At 45.7% G+C, this 24,198-nt stretch carries 27 protein-coding genes and 2 pseudogenes; 20 read left to right on the forward strand and 9 right to left on the reverse strand.

The window, feature by feature from the left end:
* Positions 1-134: 134 nt before the first annotated feature.
* The 3 genes from CFPU101_RS20210 to CFPU101_RS20220 all read right to left on the reverse strand — a co-directional run bounded on the left by CFPU101_RS20210 (position 135) and on the right by CFPU101_RS20220 (position 2,166).
* On the reverse strand, positions 135-383 hold the full coding sequence (locus tag CFPU101_RS20210) for a hypothetical protein (protein WP_206814864.1): 249 nt from the start codon (positions 381-383) through the stop codon (positions 135-137).
* An 80-nt stretch (positions 384-463) separates the two neighbouring features.
* Positions 464-1,153 (reverse strand): crossover junction endodeoxyribonuclease RuvC, encoded by a 690-nt coding sequence (locus CFPU101_RS20215; RefSeq protein ID WP_206817128.1) that lies wholly within the window; start codon positions 1,151-1,153, stop codon positions 464-466.
* Between the two features lie 44 nt (positions 1,154-1,197).
* On the reverse strand, positions 1,198-2,166 hold the full coding sequence (locus CFPU101_RS20220; protein WP_206817129.1) for a site-specific integrase: 969 nt from the start codon (positions 2,164-2,166) through the stop codon (positions 1,198-1,200).
* A gap of 510 nt (positions 2,167-2,676) precedes the next feature.
* On the opposite strand from CFPU101_RS20220, the pseudogene CFPU101_RS20225 reads away from it, so the two are divergent.
* Positions 2,677-3,363: pseudogene (locus tag CFPU101_RS20225) on the forward strand (IS1 family transposase).
* Positions 3,364-3,448: 85 nt separating this feature from the next.
* Here the strand turns inward: CFPU101_RS20225 and CFPU101_RS20230 are convergent.
* On the reverse strand, positions 3,449-3,865 hold the full coding sequence (locus tag CFPU101_RS20230; RefSeq protein ID WP_206817130.1) for a response regulator: 417 nt from the start codon (positions 3,863-3,865) through the stop codon (positions 3,449-3,451).
* A 268-nt stretch (positions 3,866-4,133) separates the two neighbouring features.
* On the opposite strand from CFPU101_RS20230, the gene CFPU101_RS20235 reads away from it, so the two are divergent.
* The 5 genes from CFPU101_RS20235 (at position 4,134) to CFPU101_RS20255 (ending at position 6,640) form a co-directional block, all read left to right on the forward strand.
* Positions 4,134-4,541, forward strand: coding sequence for a hypothetical protein (locus CFPU101_RS20235; protein WP_206817131.1), 408 nt, complete (start codon positions 4,134-4,136; stop codon positions 4,539-4,541).
* Between the two features lie 46 nt (positions 4,542-4,587).
* Positions 4,588-5,022 carry a hypothetical protein gene (locus CFPU101_RS20240; protein WP_206817132.1) on the forward strand — a complete coding sequence of 145 codons (435 nt, stop codon included), beginning with the start codon at positions 4,588-4,590 and terminating at the stop codon, positions 5,020-5,022.
* A 268-nt stretch (positions 5,023-5,290) separates the two neighbouring features.
* Positions 5,291-5,641 (forward strand): hypothetical protein, encoded by a 351-nt coding sequence (locus CFPU101_RS20245; RefSeq protein WP_206817133.1) that lies wholly within the window; start codon positions 5,291-5,293, stop codon positions 5,639-5,641.
* Between the two features lie 45 nt (positions 5,642-5,686).
* Complete coding sequence (locus CFPU101_RS20250) at positions 5,687-5,854, forward strand: hypothetical protein (RefSeq protein ID WP_206817169.1); 168 nt, start codon at positions 5,687-5,689, stop codon at positions 5,852-5,854.
* A gap of 294 nt (positions 5,855-6,148) precedes the next feature.
* Positions 6,149-6,640 (forward strand): HdeD family acid-resistance protein, encoded by a 492-nt coding sequence (locus CFPU101_RS20255; RefSeq protein WP_206817134.1) that lies wholly within the window; start codon positions 6,149-6,151, stop codon positions 6,638-6,640.
* A 415-nt stretch (positions 6,641-7,055) separates the two neighbouring features.
* On the opposite strand, the gene CFPU101_RS20260 is transcribed toward CFPU101_RS20255, so the two are convergent.
* Complete coding sequence (locus CFPU101_RS20260; protein WP_206817135.1) at positions 7,056-7,334, reverse strand: universal stress protein; 279 nt, start codon at positions 7,332-7,334, stop codon at positions 7,056-7,058.
* Between the two features lie 189 nt (positions 7,335-7,523).
* On the opposite strand from CFPU101_RS20260, the gene CFPU101_RS20265 reads away from it, so the two are divergent.
* Positions 7,524-8,654: a response regulator transcription factor gene (locus CFPU101_RS20265; RefSeq protein WP_206817136.1), complete on the forward strand. Its 1,131-nt coding sequence runs from the start codon at positions 7,524-7,526 to the stop codon at positions 8,652-8,654.
* Positions 8,655-8,698: 44 nt separating this feature from the next.
* On the opposite strand, the pseudogene CFPU101_RS25720 reads toward CFPU101_RS20265, so the two are convergent.
* The 3 genes and pseudogenes from CFPU101_RS25720 to CFPU101_RS20285 all read right to left on the reverse strand — a co-directional run bounded on the left by CFPU101_RS25720 (position 8,699) and on the right by CFPU101_RS20285 (position 9,923).
* Positions 8,699-9,142, reverse strand: a pseudogene (locus CFPU101_RS25720) (MarC family protein).
* Between the two features lie 227 nt (positions 9,143-9,369).
* Positions 9,370-9,627: a MarC family protein gene (locus CFPU101_RS20280; protein ID WP_206817139.1), complete on the reverse strand. Its 258-nt coding sequence runs from the start codon at positions 9,625-9,627 to the stop codon at positions 9,370-9,372.
* Between the two features lie 71 nt (positions 9,628-9,698).
* The gene (locus CFPU101_RS20285; RefSeq protein ID WP_206817140.1) at positions 9,699-9,923 is read right to left on the reverse strand and encodes a hypothetical protein; all 225 of its coding nucleotides are present in this window, start codon (positions 9,921-9,923) and stop codon (positions 9,699-9,701) included.
* 309 nt (positions 9,924-10,232) lie between these two features.
* Here CFPU101_RS20285 and CFPU101_RS20290 point away from each other — a divergent pair, with 309 nt between their 5' ends.
* The 13 genes from CFPU101_RS20290 (at position 10,233) to CFPU101_RS20350 (ending at position 22,773) form a co-directional block, all read left to right on the forward strand.
* Entirely contained in the window at positions 10,233-11,684 is a 1,452-nt protein-coding gene (locus CFPU101_RS20290; protein ID WP_206817141.1) for an NAD(P)/FAD-dependent oxidoreductase, read from the forward strand.
* 19 nt (positions 11,685-11,703) lie between these two features.
* On the forward strand, positions 11,704-12,243 hold the full coding sequence (locus tag CFPU101_RS20295) for a DUF2231 domain-containing protein (protein WP_206817142.1): 540 nt from the start codon (positions 11,704-11,706) through the stop codon (positions 12,241-12,243).
* Complete coding sequence (locus CFPU101_RS20300) at positions 12,240-12,863, forward strand: DUF2231 domain-containing protein (protein WP_206817143.1); 624 nt, start codon at positions 12,240-12,242, stop codon at positions 12,861-12,863. Before CFPU101_RS20295 ends, CFPU101_RS20300 begins: the two co-directional genes overlap by 4 nt.
* Before the next feature lie 14 nt (positions 12,864-12,877).
* Positions 12,878-13,756: a cytochrome c oxidase subunit II gene (locus tag CFPU101_RS20305; protein WP_206817144.1), complete on the forward strand. Its 879-nt coding sequence runs from the start codon at positions 12,878-12,880 to the stop codon at positions 13,754-13,756.
* Positions 13,757-13,798: 42 nt separating this feature from the next.
* Complete coding sequence (ctaD, locus tag CFPU101_RS20310) at positions 13,799-15,451, forward strand: cytochrome c oxidase subunit I (RefSeq protein ID WP_206817145.1); 1,653 nt, start codon at positions 13,799-13,801, stop codon at positions 15,449-15,451.
* Between the two features lie 28 nt (positions 15,452-15,479).
* A complete protein-coding gene (locus tag CFPU101_RS20315) occupies positions 15,480-16,076 on the forward strand; it encodes a heme-copper oxidase subunit III (protein WP_206817146.1) in 597 nt (198 codons plus the stop codon).
* A gap of 30 nt (positions 16,077-16,106) precedes the next feature.
* Positions 16,107-16,904, forward strand: coding sequence for a glucose 1-dehydrogenase (locus tag CFPU101_RS20320; RefSeq protein ID WP_206817147.1), 798 nt, complete (start codon positions 16,107-16,109; stop codon positions 16,902-16,904).
* 54 nt (positions 16,905-16,958) lie between these two features.
* Positions 16,959-18,584: a benzoylformate decarboxylase gene (gene mdlC / locus CFPU101_RS20325; protein ID WP_206817148.1), complete on the forward strand. Its 1,626-nt coding sequence runs from the start codon at positions 16,959-16,961 to the stop codon at positions 18,582-18,584.
* Between the two features lie 53 nt (positions 18,585-18,637).
* Complete coding sequence (locus tag CFPU101_RS20330) at positions 18,638-19,594, forward strand: heme o synthase (protein WP_206817149.1); 957 nt, start codon at positions 18,638-18,640, stop codon at positions 19,592-19,594.
* A 44-nt stretch (positions 19,595-19,638) separates the two neighbouring features.
* Positions 19,639-19,770, forward strand: a complete 132-nt coding sequence (locus CFPU101_RS26350; protein WP_206817150.1) for a DUF1634 domain-containing protein — start codon at positions 19,639-19,641, stop codon at positions 19,768-19,770.
* 49 nt (positions 19,771-19,819) lie between these two features.
* Positions 19,820-20,002, forward strand: coding sequence for a hypothetical protein (locus CFPU101_RS20340; RefSeq protein WP_206817151.1), 183 nt, complete (start codon positions 19,820-19,822; stop codon positions 20,000-20,002).
* A gap of 300 nt (positions 20,003-20,302) precedes the next feature.
* The gene (locus CFPU101_RS20345; protein WP_206817152.1) at positions 20,303-21,094 is read left to right on the forward strand and encodes an aquaporin; all 792 of its coding nucleotides are present in this window, start codon (positions 20,303-20,305) and stop codon (positions 21,092-21,094) included.
* A 92-nt stretch (positions 21,095-21,186) separates the two neighbouring features.
* On the forward strand, positions 21,187-22,773 hold the full coding sequence (locus CFPU101_RS20350) for a GMC oxidoreductase (protein WP_206817153.1): 1,587 nt from the start codon (positions 21,187-21,189) through the stop codon (positions 22,771-22,773).
* A 12-nt stretch (positions 22,774-22,785) separates the two neighbouring features.
* On the opposite strand, the gene clcA is transcribed toward CFPU101_RS20350, so the two are convergent.
* A complete protein-coding gene (clcA, locus tag CFPU101_RS20355; RefSeq protein ID WP_206817154.1) occupies positions 22,786-24,174 on the reverse strand; it encodes a H(+)/Cl(-) exchange transporter ClcA in 1,389 nt (462 codons plus the stop codon).
* Between the last annotated feature and the right edge of the window lie 24 nt (positions 24,175-24,198).

Raw genomic sequence — 24,198 nt, forward strand, 5'->3', positions numbered from 1 at the left:
CTTTTGCAAGAGTTCTATTGTTGAATCGCGCTTACTCACCGACCCGGAAAAAGAAATTCTGCTTCTGCGTCAAAAAATTACTGGCACAGGGTTAGTCGGAGCAACGTGTAATCCTTCAAATTCCTAAAACCTTCCTAATTCACCTGCTGATAGCCTCGCTTTTCTCGTCGTTGCTGTAGCTTATGGTAAGTCTGTAAACCCGATTGATAATCTTGGCAGTTCTCATCTTTAGATTTACCAAACCCTCTCGTCATCGCACTGCCCCAAGTTTTTGTAATCATCCATTCACCATAGATGTTTTGGCAAAGGGTTAAAGTGTAGAATCGCGTATTCCTTTGCCATTTTGAGTGGAGCCATTTGTCATATTCGTAGGAAATCTCCATAAAACAGATCATAGATCTTATATAACAGTCTCTTTGAAGGTTCTTGACCTTATTTTACGTTTTAGCCCAAAACCAAATTCTTATTTTTCACTGATTCCTAATCCACAAAATCCCGCATAGGCGATCGCTATTGCTTCACTTCCCACTTGGGAGGTCAAACGCTTAAGATCAAATAATAGCTGAACCGTTTCGGCAACTTCTCTTTGATCAGCTTTTGGCGAACCAAGATGACTTTTCCAAGTGGCACGATAGAGCAATACGGGAAAAACCTGGCATTGACGATAGACAACTAAATTAATCACACCCAATGCTTGCAAACTAGAAGATCCTGAAGCAAAATTCGCATTAATAAACGGTTTTTCGAGAGCTACGTGATGGGGCTGAAATTGTCTAACTAATTCCGTCAAATCTGACTCGATTTCTACCAATCGTTGGGGCAAAGGAGACTTCGCTTCAGTTTCGATTAACCCATAATCGACCACAATGGGATGCTCATTTCCCCTCCCTTTTAAAATCGACCATCCTAACTGCCTTAAACTCGGTCGAATTCCAAGCCAAATCTTCTCCCCTTGGGAGGAATAGGATTGTTGTGGGGGCGGCTTATTTTTAGCAGAAATGGATAGATCGCCTCTCCCTTGATCTAATAATCTCGCATAGGCTTCGACTTCTTCAAGCAAGACCTCTGGCACTCGTAGAGCTTTCGTGGGCTGATGTTGCCATTTGGAAGTTAGTTTTGAGAGATGGTCAGTTTTCGGATTAAAATTTGGCATTGAATGCTTTGTACATTGCATATAGCTCAATTTTAAACCTACACTCAAAACGGCAAAGTTAACAATTCCACCGCTTGCCGTTTGACTTCTTCTCCTCGACGATCGTATTTTGCTGTAGTCATTACTGAAGTATGACCCGCCAATTGCGACACCGTGACCAGATCGACCCCTGCTGCCAATAAACTACTAATAAAGGTACGTCGGCAATCATGAGGCGTAAAAGGTTGAATTTGGGCATCTTGTCCCCGTTTTTGGAGCAAAAACAGAACTGCTTGTTCACTCATGCGTCGTCCTAGCAAATGATTTCCTTTACTAATGCTCATCAACAACGCCCCAGGACTGTTGCCCCGCACCAATAGCCAAGAAGCTAAAATCGGCTGACTCGAACTAGGCAGATAGACGGTTCGCGCCTTACTCCCTTTGCCTTGTCGGATCATGAGCGTACCTGGGGGCTGATAATCTTCTAGATTTAAACGAACCACTTCAGCACGACGCATTCCCGTTCCTAATAGAATCGCTACTAAAGCCGCATCCCGCTTGCCAATTAAACTCAGATCCGCCAAACAAACCGACATCAACGCCTGCATTTCTAATGAACTTAACAACCGCCCTTTTAGCTGTGAGGACGTTTTCATCGGCTTGAGGGTTACGGCATCGGTATAGTCTTCTAAACTCATTAAATGCAATTTCCGAGCTTCAGAAAGCACTTGTTTAAGGGCTGATAACATTTGATTCACCGTTGAAGCCGCAAAGGTTCGAGGCAACTCCGTCCGCAATAAAGCCGTATGCTGATACCTCAATTTAGCCCAATCCAAATTCAGATAATCACAACGATTTCCTGTCAATAGACGAGCGATCGCATTCAAGTGGCGTCGCATCGTGTCGCGCGATCGCTCACTCAACTGTGATAGATAGACACAGGCGGGATGAACAGATAACGGCAGAGGCTCTAGCAATTGCAACGGCTCAGGCTCTATCAATTGCAAGACAAAACTGGCTATGTTACGATTCATTTTAAAGGGGTTGTGAACTAAAAAAGCAATTCATTCTACTTTACCCCTTTATTTTCTGAATTTTTCTCTTTTCTTAAGATTACTGTTTCAAAAATACCTTATCAACAGTAATTTATTTGGCGTTGCTGAATTAACTAATGAATGGTTTTTTTTAAATATAAGTTAAAACAAGTTGTCCAACTTTACCTTCAAAAAATGGCTGTCCATTTTCACGTTCAAAAATTTTAACTGAGGAAAAGATCCTGAAATTAGGCGAGAATTGCTACTATTCAACAGATTTAAGTCGGTAATTTAGTACAATTAAACTATTTTTAAAGAAGGTTTGACAAAGCACGACTGTCCACTTCCTCCTTCCAATCCTGCACGATTGTCCAGTTTCTTCTTCCAAATTCTCTGTCTAGCTTCAGACAGGACTACGGGAGAATAAGGTTCTGAGCTATCGAGTTGTCTAGGATCTTCTTCCAAGTGTGTCCAGAATCTTTTTCAAGTCATAATGGCAGAATAGGAAGTATGAAATGTCTATCTTGTCATTCTAAAAAACTCCTTTCAAAACGGTCGCCGTTATGGAAACAGTGCTTACATTGAAAGCACTGTGGTCGCCAATTCGTAAACGAGCGATCGCTTTTAGGCTATCACCCCGAAGTTAATAAACTCTGTCTCAAAATGTACCTCAATGGTATGGGATGAGCGAGGAATTGAACGGGTGACGGGAATCCACCACACTACAGTCATGCATTGGGTCAAGGAGGCGGGAATCCAAATCACAGAAGATCGAGATGAGCCTCCGAATTTCGCACAACTCGATGAACTTAAACCTTCGTCGGGAAAAAAAGTCATAAAATCTGGATCTGGACAGCTTTAAACGCTTTCAAGTCGGGAATCCTAGATTTCATCGTCGGCGATAGAAGCGGTCAAACTTTTCAACTTTTGTGGTCAAGGATCGAAAAATGGAGAAGTTTGGCTTACCTGAGCGACGGTTACGCCGTCTATCCTAATTTCATCCCTCCTGAGCAGCATAAGGTAATCAAAAAAAATCGTCTGACTCGTGTAGAAGGAGAAAATACTCGTTTGAGGCATTATTTAGCGAGATTGCATCGCTCAACTCTATGTTACTCCAAATCATTAGAAATGTTAGAGCATTCCGTTCGTCTATTAATTTATTACTTAAGATTTAGAGAAGTCCCCACTCTGTCTTAATCATTAGTTAATTCAGCAACGCCTTTTCTTCTGTGTTCATTGTGACTTTCCTCGTTCATTGTTCATTTCTAGTTTAGGATGAATGTCAGATTAAGTCTTGTCTATTACATTTTATGCGATTCAAGATTTTATGCACTTGTGCCGCGAATTGAGGTGGTTTACAAGCTTTGGAAATAACTGCGGTACCCCCAATATTTAACAAGTGCTGCCGCTCATCACTATGGGTTCTAGAGGTCATAAAAATGACAGGAATGGTTTGAGTTAGCGGATGAGATTGAAGATGCTGCAAAATAACTTCTCCGCCCATTCCTGGCAGCATTACATCCAATAAAATTGCATCCAACGGTTCTTGTTGAGCAATCGCCAACCCAGTTTCTCCAGAGTCAGCCAATAAGATTTCTAAACCTGCGATCATGCTGAGAGTAGCCTGAAAAATTGCTCGCAAGTCTTCATCATCATCAATCAGCAAAAGCCGCCAAATAATCGCTGTTAATTCTTCCATAAGTGCGCTGACAATTAATGTGATGCGCCAGCAAGGAACCCTTCAATAGTAGCTGTAAAAAGTAAAAAGCTGGTGCAATGGGCAGAATTAATGAATCTGAATTCTGCAAATTTAGTTTAATTGACCACTGGATTGTCTATTACCTCTTATATTGCAAATCATAAATTCTTCTGGATTGCACCAGCTTTTTACTTTTGCCGATTACTGTAGCTTTGTGTTTTATCTCAGACCTTCTCGCAATGTGTTGTCAATCTTAGAGGATTTAGTAGTGAATAGCACATTAATCATTCTTGGCTCACTGTTTAGTTTTGCACTAATTGGTTGTGGGCAACAACCCTCAACTAAAGAGGCAACTGTCGGACTTTGTCAGGATTTAGCGATGTTGCAACAAGAATTAGTAAGTCTTGCTAGCCTCACTCCTGAATCGAAAGTGAGTGAATTGAAAGCAATTCGAGATCGCATTCAACTGTCACTGGACAAAGTGAAGCGGGCTGAAAGTGTCTTGCAGGATGTTCGATTAGATGAGTTAAAGAAAGCAGAAGAGAACTTTAAGAAGACTATTGATGGCATCTCTGCAAAAGAGACATTAGCAGATGCTTCTGTCCAAGTCAGACAAGCTGGGGCAGAAGTTGAAGCCGCCAGAGCGCAAGCCACCTCAGCCGTTCAATGCCCCTAACCTGATCACCTCTCGTCTCTACTAACTAATGACTTTAAGGAGTATCATGCGTTTTCATTCTTTGTCTATGCTAATGGGAATTGCTGCTCTAGGGGCAGGACTATTCCCTGTGTCGCTAACTGCTGCCCCTGTTTCCAATCCGACAATCGTTGCTCAAAATGTTCCAGTTGGAACGGTTGGGCAAGTATCGCCAAATCAAACCATTCGTGTGGTCGTTCAAAATAATACCCCAGTAGCTTTGTTTGCTGGAATTTCAGGTGGAACGCGAGTCGAACTTCCTCGTGGAGCGAGTACGGCTTTTACGTTTGACTCCACTCCTATCAACGTCTTTGTTTATCCCGATGGTCAAGCAATCAGCTTGAAATACGACACATCTATACAGGGAAACACCGTAACCGTTCGGGTTACGCAGGTGGGTGGAGAAACTCCTGGTGATGGGTCAGTTAATATCAACCGTTCTGGGGCAGTTTACGTTTTTTAAAGGCGTGGTTCAACCCTTGGGTAACATTCTGCGAGGAATTTTCCTTTTTAATAAGATCATTTGTTGTGAGCAGTTAGATTAAGTCAGAGAAATAGGAGATAATGAAAAATTAATCAAAATCTCTGGTTATCTATGAGGGGTCATGTTTCAACAAGTGTGGATCTCTTCTAAATTACTGCCTTGTCCGTCTTTAATTAATAAGACTTCCACGCTTTTAAAACATGACCGAATGCTCGTTTAAAGACAATTATCTAGTTAAAAATAAATTATGAAATCGTATTGGATTCCCCTTCCTTTAACCCTCAGCTTGGTCAGTTGTCATCCCTCAAAACCGCTTTCTACTAATGCTACAAATTGCGTAGCCGTAGTACAAAATTACTTGGGTATTGCCGATCCGATTGCTGTGACTAACTCCGTCGATCAACCATCTTTACAAATGGTAGATATCAAATACCAATCCCAAAATGATGAAAATATTCCCATTAGTGGTAATGCTACTTGTCTTTTCGCTGCTCCTGATGTCGCAAAAGACCGCCTGCTTGAAGCGACTATTAATAACCAGACCTTGACGAAGGAAGATATTGCTGCACTAAATCAACAAGTTAAGTTTTCTCAATAAAGTCTTTGTAGTATCTCTTATTCTTTTTTTGTTGGAGATTATTAAATGAAGCATACGATTACGATCGCTGCTGTTGCTTTGATGGCTGGGGTTGCTACCCTGTATGCCATCATCATGATTTTTGAGATTGATTTGGTCAAGTGGGTCAATTGTAGTGCGCCTTTTTCTTCATCTGAAGATAAAAAATCGGAAATTTGCCGTAAAGAAGGTTAAGCGGTTGAGTATTTTAATGCTGAGGCACAGTCAGGACAATCCATTTGCGCTCCAATTAAAGCTAGGTCGATTAATGCAAATGTATCTCCAGATGAGGACAATTTTCAAATTCTTGTAACCACTCCTGAGTGTTTCGTTCTTAATGGTTTGCTCAAGACCATTTCGCTATCAATTAAATAAAATAAACTTGATTTTTTATTGACTTGTTAAAAGAGGTAGAATATGTTCACTGCCGAACCACCTTCTGAAACAACAATCCGCAAGTCGACCGGTTGGATTATCGCCCTAAGTATCGTGTTGATCGTCGCAGGGATTCTAGCGATCGCTTTACCCGCGATTGCCTCGGCGTTTTTTACCAGTGTTATCGGCTGGATTGCCCTACTTAGCGGTATCGCAATGATCGTCGGGTCTTTCGTGTCCCACCCGATTCGAGGCTTCTGGCTAACTCTGATCGTCGGGATTCTCTATTTGATCGCTGGGATTTATATTCTCTCGAATCTAGAAGCGGCTTTACTCTCTCTAACCCTTGGTTTCGGGATTCTCTTCATCGTCGAGGGAATTTACACCATTATCATGGCTTTCGTTCACAAAGCTGGTCATCGGATGTCGTGGATGATGGTCATTAACGGGGTGATCACGCTGATTTTAGGGATTATGGTTCTCAACGGTTTTCCTTATAGCGCACTATGGTTAATCGGTTTATACGCGGGGATTAGCTTACTGTTTAGCGGTTCTTCGCTGTTAGCGGCGGCCCTGTCCGTTCGGCGATCAACCATCGCGAGTTAGCTACCGCGAATCTTCTGGCGTTACTGAATCGGCGGTGATTTAAGGCTTTAAGGTTTAATAATTCGTCGTTAATCTACCTGATCGTGTCACAAAGATGTTGATCAAGTAGGACGTTGTCTAACAAACGGACAAAAAACGCCTCTGTGCGTATAATTAGAATTATCTGGTGACTAAAAGTGTGCGTATAAGGGAAGTTGTACGTCGAGAAAGCGATAACTTAACGTATAATAAGGAGAAAATTCCCCATTTATCTCCTCAAAATCTCAACGTATAATCAAGATGTTTACTTTAACCACTGAGTCGTGTCACAAAGGTGTTGAAATAGGCTAAATTTCTCTGCCAAATTCATATTTATTAATATGTTCTACAGTTGTAGATAACAAGAGTCAACTAGAAAAGCCGATTTTTTCGTTCGTTATCTAAACTTAACAAAAGCTGGCAAACTTTTAAAGTCGTTGCTCAAAAACCTAAAAGTTACATCTTCTATTCTATCTACAACTGTAGAGCACTCGCCTGAGTTAAACATCGTACCAGGCATTGGAAAGACTGGATTCAAATAGCCAGGAGTGATTGGTGTAATCACGTGTATCAGCATCATCTGAGCATTCATGGATTTTACCAAATCCACTCCTACTTTAAACGTGAGTACTCCGATCTCAGATTGATCAACAGCCACTAAAATTCTTTGAAACATGAGTGAATGTCCCGCTAATGAGTCGAGGTGGAATAAGGTAGAAATCTTAAATTTTTATAATTATTTCTGTAGACTAATAAAAATCTTCATAAACTGTAGACAGTAAAGGTGAAAACTTGGTGCAGTTTCAAAGAAACTCTGCACTTACAAGCTTTATTAATTTGTAAGTAGACTACTCACACTAACACAATGAGAGTTTTATTGGTAGAGGACGATCTTGATACTTGTGACCTGTTGAAATCCTCGCTGACAGGGCAGGGATTTTTGGTGGATGTGGCAAACGATGGAGAAACCGCTAAGGAATTGCTCCAGCAGTTTACTTACGACCTGGCATTGTTAGATATAATGTTGCCCAAGTTGGATGGCATCAGCATATGTCGTTGCTTGCGTCAGGCAGGAAACTCAATTCTGGTGGTGCTGTTAACGACGCGTTCTAGTATACCTGATAAACTGTTGGGTTTAGAAAGTGGTGCAGATGATTATGTCACTAAGCCGTTTCACATCCAGGAATTGGTTGCCCGCATCCAAGCTCTGGCAAGACGAAGCGCAACCACTTACTGTTCAATGTTGACGTGCGATCGCCTTCGCCTTGATCCAACCTCACGTCAGGTCACCTATGATCAGCAATTACTCAAAGTTGGGCGCAAAGAATACTTAATTCTAGAACTGCTGCTGCGCCATCCTCGTCGAGTGTTCAGTCGGAGCGATTTTATTGATCGCCTTTGGAGTTTAGATGAGGAAATTCCCACGGAGGCAACGATCAAGTCTCACATCCGTCGAATTCGTCGCAAACTCGAAGAAGTCGGTGCTTGGGACTTGATTGAGACGCTCTATGGTCAGGGTTATCGCCTTAATCCTGCTCGGGTTGATGCCTCGATAGCTCATCCCTTATCGGAAGCCAAGCTGGAACAGATCGACCAGGTGACAGCCCACGTTTGGCAACGGGCCTATTCAAAGAGCCTAAATAAGATTTGCGAGTTGGAGCAGGCGATTGCGCTGTTACAAGCAGACAAGCTGGAAAAGTCAATGCGCGAACAAGCTATCTTTATCAGCCATAAATTAGCAGGATCATTGTACATTTTTGGTTTTGAAGTGGCGGCTCAATTGTTGCAAACCGTTGAAGACACGTTTCGGCAAGAGAGGATGCTACCGGCGATCGCTCCTCAACTTCAGCATTGGCTGCAAATGGTACGACTAGAACTGGCTGGACAGCAAAGCTCGCTCGCCCAAATTCAAATAAATCCACTCCCTGCAATCTTTCCCACCGAGAAAATCGGTATCCAGGCATCAGTATCACCAACAGGCGGCACAGGCGGCTGAACGTAGTCAATTTTGTTTCAGTCGTGGCATGAGAAGCAAGGTCATTAGCGAAGCTGTGGAGCGATCGTTTGGACGATAATTTGAGTGACTCCAACTACGATAAATTGCACCCCAATCGAGGCAACTAGTAAGCCTAAAATGCGAGTGGCAATGTTTAATCCAATCGCCCCGATCGCACCTTGCAGCCACCGACCTGATAACAAAATTGCACACACGATCGCAGAGATAAACACACACACTGCGGCTAATTCAATCAGTTAAAATCCACTGTTCTTAGACTCCACCTCATTTGCGTAAAGGATTACGTTGGCGATCACGCTGGGTCTCACCAGTAGAGGCATCGCCAGGGGAATCACAATCTTACGATAAACGGATTCAGCTTCTTGCCAAACAGTTTGATTGTCCTGCTCGATCACATTTTGGGAACTGCCTTTAATTTCACCAGTTACCAGATTAATTCCAATCAGAAGTAGGGGTTTGAGTAGCATCTGGACAATTTCTTACGCTCTTGTGATTTTTATGAACTGTACCAATTAAACCGTCTGAGCATCAGCCGCCTCAAACCCTTGAAACTGCGTTCCCGATCGCTGTACCAAACAGACCTTAGTTTTATTGGTACATTTTCCTCACCTCAAAATATTCTGAATATTTAAGTCGTGAAACAATTACTATGACTGGGTTTTAGCCTTAGCGTAACTTTCTGTACGATTGCTACTCAATCCCCAAGTAGCAAAATTCCTCCGGCAATTCGGAAGGCATCTAAAGTAATGCCAAAGAATTTGAGCAGGGCAGACCCAGTAAACAAAAACAGCAACAACAAACCCAGTACCGTGAGCGATAAGAGAAGCGATAATCGTTTCTGCACCGCTTTGCTTTCTTTTGCTGAGAAGCTGACAAATACAGGCAGTACCTCCAATGGATTGAGGAGTGCAAATAAACTGGCTGCAAATGTACTGAGAAGTCCCGTATTCATAGACTTTCCTTTATATAACATTCTAAACTAACTAGATATTAGTTCTGAGGTATAAAAGATTGCATTACTCCTTAGATCATTAACAGCACGACAATTAAAAATGCACTTAACGCCAACGAGATAAGAATAGCAATGTCCAGCCGACGACTGAGCAAGCCCAGAACAACAGCGATCGCAATGGCTAATAAGACGACCCCAACGTAAACGAGTCGCTCTTCAGCGCGATTTATGAGTGGAGCGGCTGCTTGTTGGAATTGGGTTTGAGCCATCAACCATGAGAGTTGGAGTAGTGTCATTATATTATATAGAATCCCTATCAACTTAGATTTAGAGATAGACAAAGATGGAGTTTAGTCTGCTGGGTTAAGCCACTTCCACGTCCAGAACTCTAGTTCTTTTGAGGAGAATCTTCAGGTTTCTAGCAAAACGTGGCTTAACTACGACTTGTATTTTAATTTGGGTTTGTGCAAAACTCGTAACTTTATTGTCGCCAGATTGCACCTTCGTTGCACTTTTTTAATTCAAAATAGAGGAAACCTTATCTAAGTAATTAGCTACTCTTTGCTTTTCTGAATTTCTCATTGAGAACACTATCACCTTAGTCAATGAATTCCATTACGAACCCTACAGTTATAGTCGGTGCCGGTTTTACGGGGCTTTTTACCGCACTCCATTTGAGGCATCAACAATTTGTACAGTCGATCATTCTAATCGATGCACAGTCGCGATTTGTCTTTAAACCAATGCTGTATGAGTTTCTAACAGGCGAATTACCAGAAGATACGGTTTGCCCAACCTATCAAGAGCTTTTGACTGGAAGTGATATTACATTTGAGCAAGATCGGGTGGTGGGAATTGACCTGAAACAAAAACGGATCGATCTGGCATCTGGCAAGAATTACACCTTTTCTCACCTGGTTTTGGCAGTAGGAAGTAATCAGGGGTACCTGGGAACAACCGGGGCTGAGGAACACGCCTATCCATTTCGCTCGCGCGAAGATGTTCTGGGGTTGAAACAGCAGATCCAGATTTGTTTGTTGAAAGCTAGTCAGACAACAGATGAACAGAAGCGTCGCTCATTGCTTACGTTTGCGATCGTTGGAGCGGGACCCACTGGGGTGGAGATGGCAGCAACCTTAGCCGATTTGTTGCCCAACTGGTATGCCAAACAGGGGGGAGATATCCATGAAATTCGGATTGTGTTGCTCAATCATGGCAAAGAGATTTTGCAAGGCGATGTGAATGCCTCCTTGAAAGAGATTGCATTACATTCATTCCACACGCGAACCATTCCGGTTGAACTACGCATGGGGGTGAGTGTAAAAGCGGTGTCTGCCGATCAACTAGAGTTTCAGCCGGTTGACAGTTCGACGTTAGAAACACTATCTACTCATACTACTATCTGGACAGCGGGAACGACAGTCAACCCTCTACTCAAAAGTCTCGCGGCTCAAATTCCCGCCGATCATTTAGATAAACATGGATTACCGTTGGTGACACCGACCCTGCAATTACTGGATTTTCCATCGGTATTTGCGGCTGGTGATTGTGCCGATGTTCAGGAACACCGCCAGCCTGCTTTAGCACAGGTTGCCTATCAACAGGGAGCCGCAATTGCCCACAACATCATTGCACTTCATAAAGGAAAACCATTACAGCCTGCCCATGTCTCGTTGCGCGGCACATTGATGAAATTGGGATTGGGCAATGGTGTTGCTAACCTGTTTGACAAAATGCAAATTGGCGGTAAGCCAGGGGATCTGATCCGCAGCGCAACCTATCTGGAGATGTTACCGACTCCGTTGCATAACTTTAAAGCAACAAAAGAATGGATTCAGGAGGAAACATTCCATCGTTATCACCGACTCAAAGTGGCAGAAGCGATTCCAAAACTCGTGCTAAGTCCTACAGAACGACGCGATCGCCCTTTAGTAAAGGCTTTAGCAATTGTGGCTCCGATCGCCTTCTTGATCGCGACAATTATTGGACTTCAAACGCCACCCAATGAGCAAATCCGTCCAACTCAACCCAATTCAACTCAACCGTCGTCTCCGTAACTAATCTCTAGGAAGTTTTATGATTCTGCATCAGATTCTGCTTCAGTTAAATGAAAACGACCAAGACCTGCCGTTTAAGCTAAACGATCAAAATCTACCCTATCCAGACACCCTTCATCCGATCATTGTTCACTTTGTGATTGGGATGGTGTTCCTTGCCTTTGTTTGCGATATTGCAGGCTACCTCAACCGTAACCATCGTTTGTTTGAGGTGAGTTGGTGGAATATGGTTGTGGCATCGGTTGCCGTGTTCTTTGCGGTCATTTTTGGGCAGTTTGAGGCGGCGTTGGCAGAGCCTTTTCCAGCCGCTGAACCCGTATTAGATTACCACACAATTAACGGTTGGTCGATCGCAGCAGTTTTGGTTGGACTGACCACATGGCGCGGCATTATTCGGAGACGTGATCCATTAAAGGTGCCAGTGGTCTATCTGGGAGCCGCCACGATTTTAATCTGTATGGTCACTCTCCAGATTTACCTGGGAAGTTTGGTGGACTGGGTGTACGGCATTCATAACAGGATTGTGGTGCAGGCAACACGAGAGGGGCTGTTGAAATGAACCCAGAACTGATTGAACAGCTAGTCAAACAATTGGGGCTGGATTTGGGTGCTAATGGGCTACCCTACCGATTCCCGCTCCACCCAAACCTAGTGCATTTCACGCTGGGAATTTTCATTATTTCACTGATCTTCGATTTTGCAGGGGCGTTATTTCCCCTTGATCAACCCGTTCTGAAGATATTCCAAATTCCAGTTCGTCGCGCCAATTTCTTTGATGTTGCCTGGTATAACGCAATTGCGGGTTGTATCATCACATTTTTTACCGTTACCGCTGGAATTTTCGAGATTCTGCTAGCACAACCGCCGGTTGATATGAAAAGTGACTGGGGACTAGAAGCAGGTACTACCATGCTGTTACATGGTGTGGGCGGGATTCTCTTGTTCACGATGATGGTGGGAATGACCATTTGGCGGGGCTGGCAACGGTTTCGCTTGCGTAAAAATCATCCCCGTCAGGTTCAATGGGGCTACCTGGCTGCGGCATTGTTTCTCATGGGGTATATGTTTGTACATGGCACCCTAGGAGCGCAATTAGGAGCGGAATTTGGGGTTCATAATACAGCCGCAAAATTGATCCGCATGGGCGAAAATCCAAACCATATTTTGGGGGCGCGTTAGGGCGATCTGAAATTATGCAAACGTTCAATTTGATCCTATTAGCCATTTTTGCCGTAGCCATCATTTTTGGGAGTCACTGGCTGGGGCAACAAGCCTATAACTGGCTTCCCACACCTGCTACCGCCGAAGCAGATTATGTGGGGCATTTATTTAGTTTTTTAGTTACCCTCGGCTCATTTGTTTTTCTGGGTGTCTTTGGAATGTTAATTTACTCCATTCTGTTTTACCGAGTGGGGAATCGGGACACCAGCGATGCACCTCCAATTCGCGGCAATCTCAAAATAGAAGCAACCTGGACGCTCATTCCGTTCATTCTAGTCGTTTGGATTGCTAGTTATAGTTTCTCCATTTATCAACGCATGAGTTTACTAGGTTCTCTACCGTCGGTTCATCTACATCCATTAGAAGCTCCCGCCCATGCTCAATCCAGCCCAACCGATGGACAACCTGAAGAGAAGATTGAAGTCGTAGCGAAACAATGGTCATGGACTTTTCGCTATCTTGATCGCAACGTTATTAGCCACGAACTTCATCTTCCTATCGATCGCCGCGCCCATCTTTTGTTGCAGTCTGAAGACGTGCTACACGGGTTTTATGTACCAAACTTTCGGATTAAACAAGATATTGTGCCAAACCGCACAATCGATTTTCGATTCAATCCCAACCGAGTCGGTAAATATACACTCTATGATTCCCAATTCAGTGGCACTTATTTCGCCGTGAACACCGCCAATGTGTATGTCGATACCCCTGAAGCCTATCAGCAGTGGTTAGCGGGAGCAGCGGCTCGACCCATCCTACCCCCTGCTCCCGCTAACGTTGAGCATAATCAACCGCCAGCCATTCCGCTCAGAAGTAATTGGCCCACCATCCAACCTCGTAACTTTCCTTGAAATTCTCTCTATTTTGCACTCGCATCAGGATAATTCATTTGTATGACAAACATTTCTACCTCTCACGCTGGTGAGCCAATTCAACCCCTACAGCCCAACTGGAAGCGTTACTTTAGTTTTAGTACTGATCATAAAGTGATTGGTGTGCAATACTTGGTGACTGCATTTTTCTTTTTTCTCATTGGTGGATTGCTTGCCATGATTGTGAGAGCAGAATTGCTGACTCCCCAACTCAATCTGGTTGATCGCTCCCTCTACAACGGGCTGTTCACCATGCACGGAACGATCATGATCTTTCTCTGGATCTTTCCAGCAAATGCGGGACTTGCAAATTACCTGGTGCCGTTGATGATTGGGGCACAGGATGTGGCGTTCCCCCGGTTGAATGCGATCGCCTTCTGGCTGATCCCAGTGGTAGGGATCTTGCTGCTGTTCAGCTTTTTCCTACCCAGTGGGACTGCCCAGGCGGGTTGGTGGTCTTATCCTCCCGTGAGTGTCCAAAATCCGTCTGGTCAATTTGTGAATGGAGAATTTGTTTGGTTATTAGCGGTTGCTATTTCTGGGGTATCATCCATCATGGGTGGAGTCAACTTCGTGACAACCATCCTCCAAATGCGTGCACCGGGCATGACCTTCTTTCGGATGCCTGTTTACGTTTGGACTATCCTCAGTGCCCAGATGCTCCAACTGGTTTGTCTGCCTGCCTTGACTGGCGGCGCGGTCATGCTGCTGTTTGACCTAGCCTTTGGCACCACCTTTTTTGCCCCTTTCAAAGACGGCGATCCAGTGATTTACCAGCATTTGTTCTGGTTCTATTCTCACCCTGCTGTGTACGTGATGGCGTTGCCTGCCTTTGGCGTTTTTTCGGAAGTATTGCCCGTTTTTTCTCGCAAGCCGCTGTTTGGGTATCCATTTGTTGCCGTTTCTTCCCTTTTGATTGGCGTCATTAGCATCTTTGTGTGGGTGCATCATATGTTTGCGGGGGCAACTCCTGGCTGGATGCGAATGTTTTTCATGGCATCCACCATGCTGGTGTCAGTGCCAACGGGCGTGAAAGTATTTGCCTGGGTTGCGACCGTCTGGCGAGGCAAGTTGCATCTCAAAGCTGCCATGCTATTTTCCCTTGGAGCGATTGCGATGTTTTTGTTTGCTGGGATTACGGGCATCATGCTGGCTTCTGTACCGTTCGATATTCATGTAAATAATACGTACTTCATCGTGGGGCATTTCCATTATGTGGTATTTGGAACGGTAACAATGGCAATTTTTTCCGGCATCTATTACTGGTTTCCCAAAATCACGGGACGGATGCTATCGGACAGTTGGGGGCAACTTCACTTCTGGTTGGCATTCATTGGGGCGAACTTAAATTTCTTCCCGATGCATCCCCTGGGATTACAGGGGATGGTGCGGCGCATCTCGTCCTACGACCCGCAATATACAGGTTGGAACGTGGTTGCAAGCCTAGGAGCCTTTTTGTTAGGGATGTCTACTCTTCCGTTTATTGTCAATGTAATTAGCTCCTGGATTCAGGGTTCTAGAGCGGGTGACAATCCCTGGAAGGCAACGGGGTTAGAGTGGATGACGACCTCACCACCGCCAGAGGAGAATTTTATTGAAATTCCCAAAATTCCTACCAAACCCTATGCCTATGGTGAAGCGCATCGGGTAACAAGTGATTCGTCTTCAATCTAAGTCTGCTAAACTGCTCAGGAGTGGAAAAATGGAAAGCCCGATCAATTCAAGATTGACACCAGAACCTAATCACCCACATCGTCGGGATAACTTGTCATTTGGATTTCCCATCTTTTTGATCTCAGAGAGCATCGTTTTTCTCAGCTTTTTTATCACCTACGGATTGCTGCGCTCACAAAATCCTAACTGGTTTCCACCAGGGATAACGGGGTTTGATATTCCCAGAGCGGCAATTAATACTGTGATTCTTGTTGCCAGTAGTGGGGTGATTATCCTGGCTGAACGCGCTCTCAGGGGTCGTAAGTTAGTTATGTTTCGTCGCCTCTGGTTGCTTACAGCACTGATGGGCGTAATTTTCTTGATTGGACAGGCTCTTGAATGGAGCAAAATGCCCTTTGGACTGGATGAGGGATTGGCAGGCTCAACCTTTTATTTGCTAACTGGGTTTCATGGCTTGCATGTTCTCACTGGAGTGATTCTGTTAATGATTATGTATTTTCGATCGCTGGTTCCTGGTAACTACGATCGCGGTCATAAAGGAGTCAGTGCTGTCTCTTTGTTTTGGCATTTTGTTGATGTGATTTGGATTATTTTATTCATCATTCTTTATCTTTGGAGAGGGTAATCTCAAGGTTTTTTATAAGGAGAAAAATTTATGAGTCTGGAAGGAAAAGTTGCACTGGTCACAGGGAGCAGTCAGGGAATTGGGCAAGCGATCGCAATCAAACTCGCCAGTCAAGGAGCCAGTATTGTCATCGACTATCGCTCCCATCCCGAAGGTGCAGAAGATACCCTGCAACAAGTAAAAGCGGCTGGGGGGAACTGTCACTTGGCAAAGGATCACGCTCCCGATGGCTATGTGGTGCAGGCAGATATTGGAAGTGTGGAGCAGGTACAAAATCTGGTAAATGAGGGGATTAAGCATTTTGGACAATTGGATATTCTCGTCAACAATGCGGGCATGGAGCGTCGCGCCCCTTTCTGGGAAGTCACAGAAAAGGATTATGACAACGTGCTGCATGTGAACCTGAAAGGCTCATTTTTTGCGGCTCAAGCACTGGTGCAACATCTGTTGGATACGAAACGGACTGGCAGAATCATTAACATCAGTTCCGTTCACGAAGAACTGCCTTTCCCCAATTTCGCGCCCTATTGCTTGAGTAAGGGGGGCGTAAAAATGATGACGCGAGATTTATCGGTCGAACTAGGCCCCTATGGCATCACGATTAATAATGTGGCTCCAGGTGCGATCGAAACTCCAATCAACACGAAGCTGCTCAACAATCCACAGGAGTTAAACGCACTGCTCAAAAACATTCCCTTAAATCGCTTAGGCAAACCCAATGATGTTGCCTCTTTGGTTGCATTTCTGGCTTCTGATGATGCGAGCTACATTACGGGCAGCACCTTCTTTGTCGATGGTGGCTTGCTGTGGGATTATCACGAGCAGTAGACAAACGATCGGCAACTGTCACTTGCGCTTGAGAAGATTTACCCAGGAGGAATTATGGCAAAAAGTATTCGAGAAGTGACGTTCGAGCTTTTGCGTGAACTTGGATTAACGACGATCTTCGGGAACCCAGGGTCAACGGAGGAAACATTCCTACAAGACTTCCCTGCTGACTTTCGATATGTCCAGACGCTCCACGAGTCTTCGGCGGTTGGTGCAGCCGATGGCTACGCTCAAGCAACCAGACATCCTGCCCTTGTGAACGTTCATACCTCAGCGGGTCTGAGCAACTCAATGAGTAATATCCTGACCGCTTTCATGAACCGCACACCGTTAATCGTCACTGCTGGAAACCAGACTCGTGAAATGCTCCTGATGGAACCCTGGCTCACCAACATTGAACCTGAAACGTTACCCAAACCCTGGGTTAAGTGGAGTTATCAACCAATCCGCGCCGAAGACGTGCCAGCGGCTTTTATGCGCGCTTACGCTGCCGCTCTGCAACCTCCTGCTGGTCCGGTTTTCCTGTCAATTCCCCTCGATGACTGGGATAAGCCTGCTTTGGGTCAGCCCGTGGTGCGATCAGTTGCTACCCGCATCGGTGCTGATCCGAGACGCATTGCCCAGTTCGCAGATGCCCTATCATCCGCCACTAATCCAACCTTAATCTATGGTTCAGCGATCGCACGGGGTGACGGTTGGGAGCAGGCTATCAAGCTTGCCGAAAAGTTGAATATTCCAGTGTGGGCAGCACCCGCATCAGAACGTCCTCCGTTTCCAGAAAACCATCCGCTTTATGCGGGGGGACTTCCATTTGCCCTTGGTCTGCTCTCTAAGAAGCTTGCAAGCTACGATCTGGCGATCGTCATTGGTGCGCCCGTATTCCGCTACTATCCATATGTAGCGGGGTCGTACTTGCCTGACGGACTCAGGCTACTGCACATCACTGACGATCCCGAAGAAGCTGCTCGTGCCCCTGTCGGTGAGAGCCTGCTTTGTGATGCTGTTCTTGCCCTTGAAACGCTCATTGAGCAAGTGAAGGCTCGTCCATCACGGGCTACCTCTGTCGAGAAGCAACCGCATCGCATGGCTCCCCATCCCGCCGCCTCGGTATCCGCAGTCGATGGTCAACTGACTGCACTGGAACTGTTCCAAACGTTGCGAGAGTCAACCCCAGAAACAACCGTTCTAATCGAAGAATCGCCCTCAAACCTCGGCGAGATCCATACTGCATGGCCGATCAACCACCCCGACTCGTTCTATACCTTCGCCAGTGGGAGTCTAGGCTGGAACCTACCTGCCAGCGTTGGGATCGCCCTGGCTGAGCGCGACAGTGGGCGGAACCGACCCGTGCTTGCAATTATTGGTGACGGCTCATTCCAGTATTCCGTGCAAGGACTCTGGACAGCAGCCCAGCAGCGTCTCCCCATCCTCTTCGTCGTACCCAGGAACGGTGAATACGCCATCCTCAAGTCCTTTGGTCAGTTTCAAAAAAATCCGGGCGTACCCGGACTCGACTTGCCTGACCTTGACATCGTTTCGTTGGCGAAGGGCTACGGTTGCACGGGGGTTCGTGCCCAAACCCTCGATGAAGTCAGGCAGGTCTGTGCCGAGGCATTTTCTCGATCCGGTCCGACGGTGCTCGAAGTTCCCATTACTCCGACGGTGCCCTCGCTGATTTAAACCAGAAAGGCTTACCCGTCGATTCCCTCATGTAAACTCGGTATAACAAGCAAATGCAAGAAACAACCATTGCGGGGTTTTCCCGCCAACACGAAAACATCTCTCAGGTCATTCAAAGTTATTGGCAACTGACCAAGCCCCGCATCATTTTGTTGTTGCTGATTACGACTGCTGGCGGTATGTGGGTGGCGGCGGCAGGGCAGGTTAATCCAGTTTTGTTGCTGATTACCTTAATCGGTGGAGCTTGTGCAGCGGGGGCGGCAAATACTATCAACTGTCTTTACGATCGCGATATAGACTACATCATGGAGCGTACCCGTCATCGTCCCTTACCGTCTGGTCGGGTGCAGCCGCGGGATGCTTTACTGTTTGCGATCGCCTTGACGTTGATCTCCTTCTCACTGCTGGCAGTCTTTGCAAATCTGTTGAGTGCCTGCCTCGCCATGTCGGGGATTGTGGTTTATGTCCTGGTCTACACCCATTGGCTGAAGCGACACAGCACTCAAAATATTGTGATTGGCGGGGCGGCGGGGGCAATTCCTCCGCTGGTCGGTTGGGCAGCGGTGACGGGTGATTTGAGTTGGGCAGCATGGGTGCTGTTTGCCATCATTTTTTTATGGACTCCGCCCCACTTCTGGGCATTGGCGGTTCTGATTCGGGAAGACTACGCCAAAGTCGGTGTACCGATGCTGCCTGTCGTGGAGGGTGCAGAACCCACTGCTCGACAAATTTTCTATTACACCCTGGCGCTGATTCCTGTCACGCTGTTATTGGTCTATCCTCTGGGTGTGATGGGTGTCGTCTATGGCGCAATCGCTCTTCTACTCGGTGCCATCTTCGTAAAAAAAGCATGGACGTTAAAAAAACAACCCGCCGATTTGCACGCGCGATCGGTCTTCAAATACTCCATCCTCTATCTGATGTTGCTTTGTGCCGGGATGGGGTTAGATAGCCTGCCTCTGACTCATCGGTTGATTCGCGTCGTGTCAAACTTTTATCCATTGCACTAGTTTTTGACTTTCTATGCCTATACTACTGAAAATGATTGCTGAAGTTGCTCCTGACTCCGGTTGCACGAGTTGCATTTTCAGTATTTGCGTTTTGGCAACAGCGCAATCAACCATACATCATCGTCACGTTAATTGTGCTGATGATTCTTGCTCACGGTCTTTTAATGGCAAGCTAGAAGATTTCAACTTTTCAATGACTGATTCGTTTTTTAAGGAGATAAATCCATGTCAGACAAACACGAAGTTTTGAGCATTTTTCCATCCCATGTTGAGGCAGAAGCTGCCGTTGTAGAACTGCAAAAAGCAGGCTTCAATATGCAAAAGCTTTCCATCATTGGAAAGGATTATGAAACCAAAGGGAATTTAGAGGATTATTCAGAGGTATCACACTTATTTTTGGGCTTCTAAAACACATACCCATCAAGCGACAATTACTCAGACTCAAAACGACAATTACAAATTCCTCATTTTTAGAATAGATAATAGCATTATAGACGATAATAGATTATAAAAGTATGTTAATAGCTTACGTCCCTATTTTTCATGAATAATCACCGATTAGCAAGACGATACTACTATGTTTGTAATTGTCGTTCGGGTCGGTATAATTGACATTTGATACACATACCAGCAAAATCGTCGGAAACAGCGTCAACAGAAACTTTTGTTGCCGTTAATGAAACAACTAGTTTTTTACCTTCTATGCAGATGATCGCCGCTCTGAAGTGCCACTGGCCAGAATATTTAATTGAAGCTTGGGGGCTAGGAATGTTCATGGTTGCGGCTGGAGTCGTTGGTACGATCCTGTTCTATCCCCAGTCTTCAGCGCATCATGTCTTTCCTAGTCCTTTCATGCAACGGGTGTTAATGGGACTGGGGATGGGGCTAACTGCAATGGGGATTATGTATTCTCCCTGGGGAAAGCGATCAGGCGCGCATATTAATCCAGCAGTTACATTGACATTTTATCGACTCAATAAAATTAAAGCTTGGGATGCAATTTTTTATATTGTTTTTCAATTCATTGGAGGATTATTAGGAGTTCTGTTAGTTGCACTGTTGCTTCAATTGCCTTTTACCCAAGCACCTGTTAGTTATGTCGTAACCGTGCCAGGTAAACCAGGAGTTGTAGTAGCGTTTGTCGCAGAATATATCATTGCAGTGATTATGATGTGGGTGGTTCTTTATAGTAGTAACCGAGCCAAATTAGCACCATTAACTCCATTATTTGCTGGGTGCTTGATTGTCAGCTATGTCATTTTTGAATCACCTCTATCTGGTTTTGGCATGAACCCCGCTCGCACGGTTGCTTCTGCGTTGCCATCTGGAATTTGGACTGCCATTTGGCTTTATTTTGTGGCACCGATCAGTGGAATGTTGACCGCCGCTGAACTCTATGTATACACAATGGGCAAACACAAAGTATTTTGTGCCAAGCTCTATCACGATCCTCGCTATCGTTGTATTCATTGTGGACATCACCCCCACAATACCCGATAACAGGTTCTAATCCCGATCTGGAAAATTTTTCAGATGAATCGGACAAGCAGATCTTAGAAACTCGATGTTGATTGACTGGAGAACCTTTGGAGATGAGCATGACTCAAGAACACTACGACATTATCATCATTGGTACTGGAGCAGGCGGCGGAACCTTACTCCAGCGTCTTGCTCCTAGCGGTAAGAAGATTCTGATATTGGAGCGAGGTAGCTACCTGCCCAGAGAGAAAGAAAATTGGCGTGCAGCCGAAGTCTATGGCAATGAGCGCTATCATACCCACGAGCAGTGGTATGACAAAGAGGGGCATACCTTTCGTCCCCAAATGAGCTACTGGGTTGGTGGCAATACAAAGGTCTATGGTGCAGCCCTGTTACGGATGCGAGAACGGGATTTTGAAGCAGTTCTGCATCAGGACGGTGTCTCTCCAGAATGGCCCTTGAAATATCAAGATTTTGAACCCTACTATACTCAAGCTGAAAAGCTCTATGACGTTCATGGTGAGTTCGGCACCGATCCCACAGAGCCGCCGCGTCAGTCCGCTTATCCCTATTCTCCAGTCAGTCACGAACCCCGAATGCAAGAAATTGTCGATGGGCTGAAGCAGCAGGGGTTGAATCCATTTCATTTACCTGTAGGGCTGAAGTTGAACGAAGTTGAGCGCACACTCTGGGATTGCATTCGCTGTGATAGCTGTGATGGCTTTCCGTGTTTGGTTCGTGGTAAAGCAGACGCTGAAGTCAATGGCGTGAAGCCTTCCCTCGTTTATGCCAATGTCACATTGAAAACATTGGCGAAGGTACTGCGGTTACACACCAGCGAATCCGGACGAGAAGTGACAGCAGTGGAAACCCAAATTGGTGATGAAACGTTGATGTTTAGTGGCGATGTGGTCGTGGTAGCTTGTGGAACCGTTAATTCTGCTGTGTTGCTGCTCCGTTCTGCCAATGATCGCCATCCCAACGGATTAGCGAATCGCTCCGATCAGGTGGGACGGAATTTCATGAAACACCTGACGACGGCCATGGTGGCATTAAGCCAGAAAAAGAATCCATCAATGTATCAAAAGACGATCGCCGTCAGCGATTTCTATTGGGGCGAGGAGGGCTTTCCCTATCCCATGGGCTTTATTCAAAACACGGGAAATGTTTTAACCGACATGATTCCAGCAGAGGCTCCTTCACGATTGGCTGACCTACTCAAGTTTGCCCCTAAAGTGGATCTAGATTTAAGACCGCAGTATCAGCTTGCAGCAGAGCATTCAGTCGGCTGGTGGTTTCAAACTGAGGATTTGCCCAATCCCACTAATCGAGTGCAGGTCGTGAGGGAGCAAATTTATCTGGATTACACTCCTAATAACCTGGAGGCGCAGAATCGCCTGGTTCATCGCTGGACAGAGATTCTCAAAGCGATCGAGCAAGCCGATTATCTGATTCCGTTCAGCATCTATCCCCGTAACCATATGCCAATCCAGGTGATGGCTCACCAATGTGGTACCTGCCTCTTTGGAGAAGATCCCAGTAGCTCCGTTCTAGATCTAAATTGCCGTACCCACGATGTAGACAATCTCTATGTGGTGGACGGTAGTTTCTTCCCCTCTAGTTCAGCCGTCAATCCTACGCTGACGATTATGGCTAATGCCCTGCGAATTGGTGATCATTTACTTGATCGCTTGAAATAAGATACAGAGCAGCTATTCGTCCGATGGGCTGGAATGACTCGATTGAACGAGTCGCCGTTCCAGCAGTACAGTGTAAACGGGTCTGCCGCCTAAACGATGGGCTGTCATGGTTGCCATCAAGCAACTTACTAGAATTGGCAGAATTAATCGGTAATTAGCCGTAATTTCGATTGTCAGCAAAATTGCCGTTAAAGGTGCTCTCACGGTGGCTGCGACCAGTGCCCCCATCCCTGCAATCGTTAATACCTCTGGATGGGGTAAAACTTCAGGGAACCAGATATTCGTCTGACGGGCAATCCCCAGACAAAACAGAGTAGCCAGGGAGAGAAGCGGCGCGAAAATGCCCCCAGGGGCACCGGAGCCGTAACACAGAATCGTCATGCCAAACCGAACCAAACATAGAAGTAACAGGACATAGCTGGATTCCAAATTATCGAAAGACCAGATAATTATCTCCTCGCCGCCCCCCGTCGTTGGATTGTAGAGCCAGCTCATTAAGCCCACAAAAGCCCCCACATACAAACCCGTCAGCTTGTAGTGAATCCCCCGAAAATTGGCAAAAAAGTTCAAACATTTAACCAGAAAAAGATTGAAGTAGTAACCAATCACACCGCAGGCGATGCCCACCAGGGCAAAAATCCACAACGAGGCAAGGGGAGGAATCTGGAACTCAGTTAACTTCAAGGTTGGACTATTGCCTAACAGCAATTGCAGCCCAATGGTTGCACTAATGCAGGACAGGGTGACTGCCCTGTAAGCCGTCATCGAGCTTTGAAAGGTCGGTCGCATTTCTTCAAACACAAACACAATTCCTGCCAGGGGCGCATTAAATGCGGTAGCCAGCCCCGCTCCTGCATTGGCAGCCACCAACACCCTGGTCTGCTCCTGAGAAGCCCGAAACCAATCAGCCACCATTCTGCCAATACTACCCCCCATCTGAATCGTCGGGCCTTCTCGCCCCAGCACCATGCCGCTACTTAAAAGAAGAATACCACTGAGAAACTTGATCGGTAACACCCGTTGCCAGATTAGAGGAAAGTACCTCTCTAACATGCCTTCAATTTGGGGAATGCCGCTGCCAGAGGTATCGGGGGCATAACGACGCATTAGCAAGAACCCCAGGTACACCATCACTCCTGACACAAGGATAGATACTAGCACGCCCATCCAGGGTACGCCTTTAAGTGAGTCAATCCACTGCACCCGACTATTGAGGGTGGTCAAGACCAGCAAACGAAAAGCTCCTCCAATCAAGCCGGTGAGCAACCCTGCGATCGCCGCCCAGAGAAGAACCGGGTTAAGTTTTTGAACTGCTTCTAGAAACCGTTTGGATTGAGAAAATTTCTCTAAGGATGAAAGAGGGGTAGAGTGACTCGTTGGCTGGCTGGAGCGTTTTTCCATAAATTCAGATTTTAATAGATAAAT

This window comes from Chroococcus sp. FPU101 (genome assembly GCF_017312365.1).
Classification (GTDB): Bacteria; Cyanobacteriota; Cyanobacteriia; order Cyanobacteriales; family Microcystaceae; genus Chroococcus.

Coding starts and splice junctions, on each gene's coding strand:
- CFPU101_RS20330 (WP_206817149.1), top strand. CDS start 18,638: ATGCAAGAAACAACCATTGCGGGGTTTTCCCGCCAACACGAAAACATC.
- CFPU101_RS20340 (WP_206817151.1), top strand. CDS start 19,820: ATGTCAGACAAACACGAAGTTTTGAGCATTTTTCCATCCCATGTTGAG.
- CFPU101_RS20240 (WP_206817132.1), top strand. CDS start 4,588: ATGCGTTTTCATTCTTTGTCTATGCTAATGGGAATTGCTGCTCTAGGG.
- CFPU101_RS20280 (WP_206817139.1), bottom strand. CDS start 9,627: ATGAATACGGGACTTCTCAGTACATTTGCAGCCAGTTTATTTGCACTC.
- CFPU101_RS20210 (WP_206814864.1), bottom strand. CDS start 383: ATGGAGATTTCCTACGAATATGACAAATGGCTCCACTCAAAATGGCAA.
- CFPU101_RS20215 (WP_206817128.1), bottom strand. CDS start 1,153: ATGCCAAATTTTAATCCGAAAACTGACCATCTCTCAAAACTAACTTCC.
- CFPU101_RS20250 (WP_206817169.1), top strand. CDS start 5,687: ATGAAGCATACGATTACGATCGCTGCTGTTGCTTTGATGGCTGGGGTT.
- CFPU101_RS20295 (WP_206817142.1), top strand. CDS start 11,704: ATGATTCTGCATCAGATTCTGCTTCAGTTAAATGAAAACGACCAAGAC.
- CFPU101_RS20230 (WP_206817130.1), bottom strand. CDS start 3,865: ATGGAAGAATTAACAGCGATTATTTGGCGGCTTTTGCTGATTGATGAT.
- CFPU101_RS20350 (WP_206817153.1), top strand. CDS start 21,187: ATGAGCATGACTCAAGAACACTACGACATTATCATCATTGGTACTGGA.
- CFPU101_RS20260 (WP_206817135.1), bottom strand. CDS start 7,334: ATGTTTCAAAGAATTTTAGTGGCTGTTGATCAATCTGAGATCGGAGTA.
- clcA (WP_206817154.1), bottom strand. CDS start 24,174: ATGGAAAAACGCTCCAGCCAGCCAACGAGTCACTCTACCCCTCTTTCA.
- CFPU101_RS20320 (WP_206817147.1), top strand. CDS start 16,107: ATGAGTCTGGAAGGAAAAGTTGCACTGGTCACAGGGAGCAGTCAGGGA.
- CFPU101_RS20315 (WP_206817146.1), top strand. CDS start 15,480: ATGGAAAGCCCGATCAATTCAAGATTGACACCAGAACCTAATCACCCA.
- CFPU101_RS20300 (WP_206817143.1), top strand. CDS start 12,240: ATGAACCCAGAACTGATTGAACAGCTAGTCAAACAATTGGGGCTGGAT.
- CFPU101_RS20345 (WP_206817152.1), top strand. CDS start 20,303: ATGATCGCCGCTCTGAAGTGCCACTGGCCAGAATATTTAATTGAAGCT.
- CFPU101_RS20245 (WP_206817133.1), top strand. CDS start 5,291: ATGAAATCGTATTGGATTCCCCTTCCTTTAACCCTCAGCTTGGTCAGT.
- CFPU101_RS20285 (WP_206817140.1), bottom strand. CDS start 9,923: ATGACACTACTCCAACTCTCATGGTTGATGGCTCAAACCCAATTCCAA.
- CFPU101_RS20290 (WP_206817141.1), top strand. CDS start 10,233: ATGAATTCCATTACGAACCCTACAGTTATAGTCGGTGCCGGTTTTACG.
- mdlC (WP_206817148.1), top strand. CDS start 16,959: ATGGCAAAAAGTATTCGAGAAGTGACGTTCGAGCTTTTGCGTGAACTT.
- CFPU101_RS20220 (WP_206817129.1), bottom strand. CDS start 2,166: ATGAATCGTAACATAGCCAGTTTTGTCTTGCAATTGATAGAGCCTGAG.
- CFPU101_RS20265 (WP_206817136.1), top strand. CDS start 7,524: ATGAGAGTTTTATTGGTAGAGGACGATCTTGATACTTGTGACCTGTTG.
- ctaD (WP_206817145.1), top strand. CDS start 13,799: ATGACAAACATTTCTACCTCTCACGCTGGTGAGCCAATTCAACCCCTA.
- CFPU101_RS20305 (WP_206817144.1), top strand. CDS start 12,878: ATGCAAACGTTCAATTTGATCCTATTAGCCATTTTTGCCGTAGCCATC.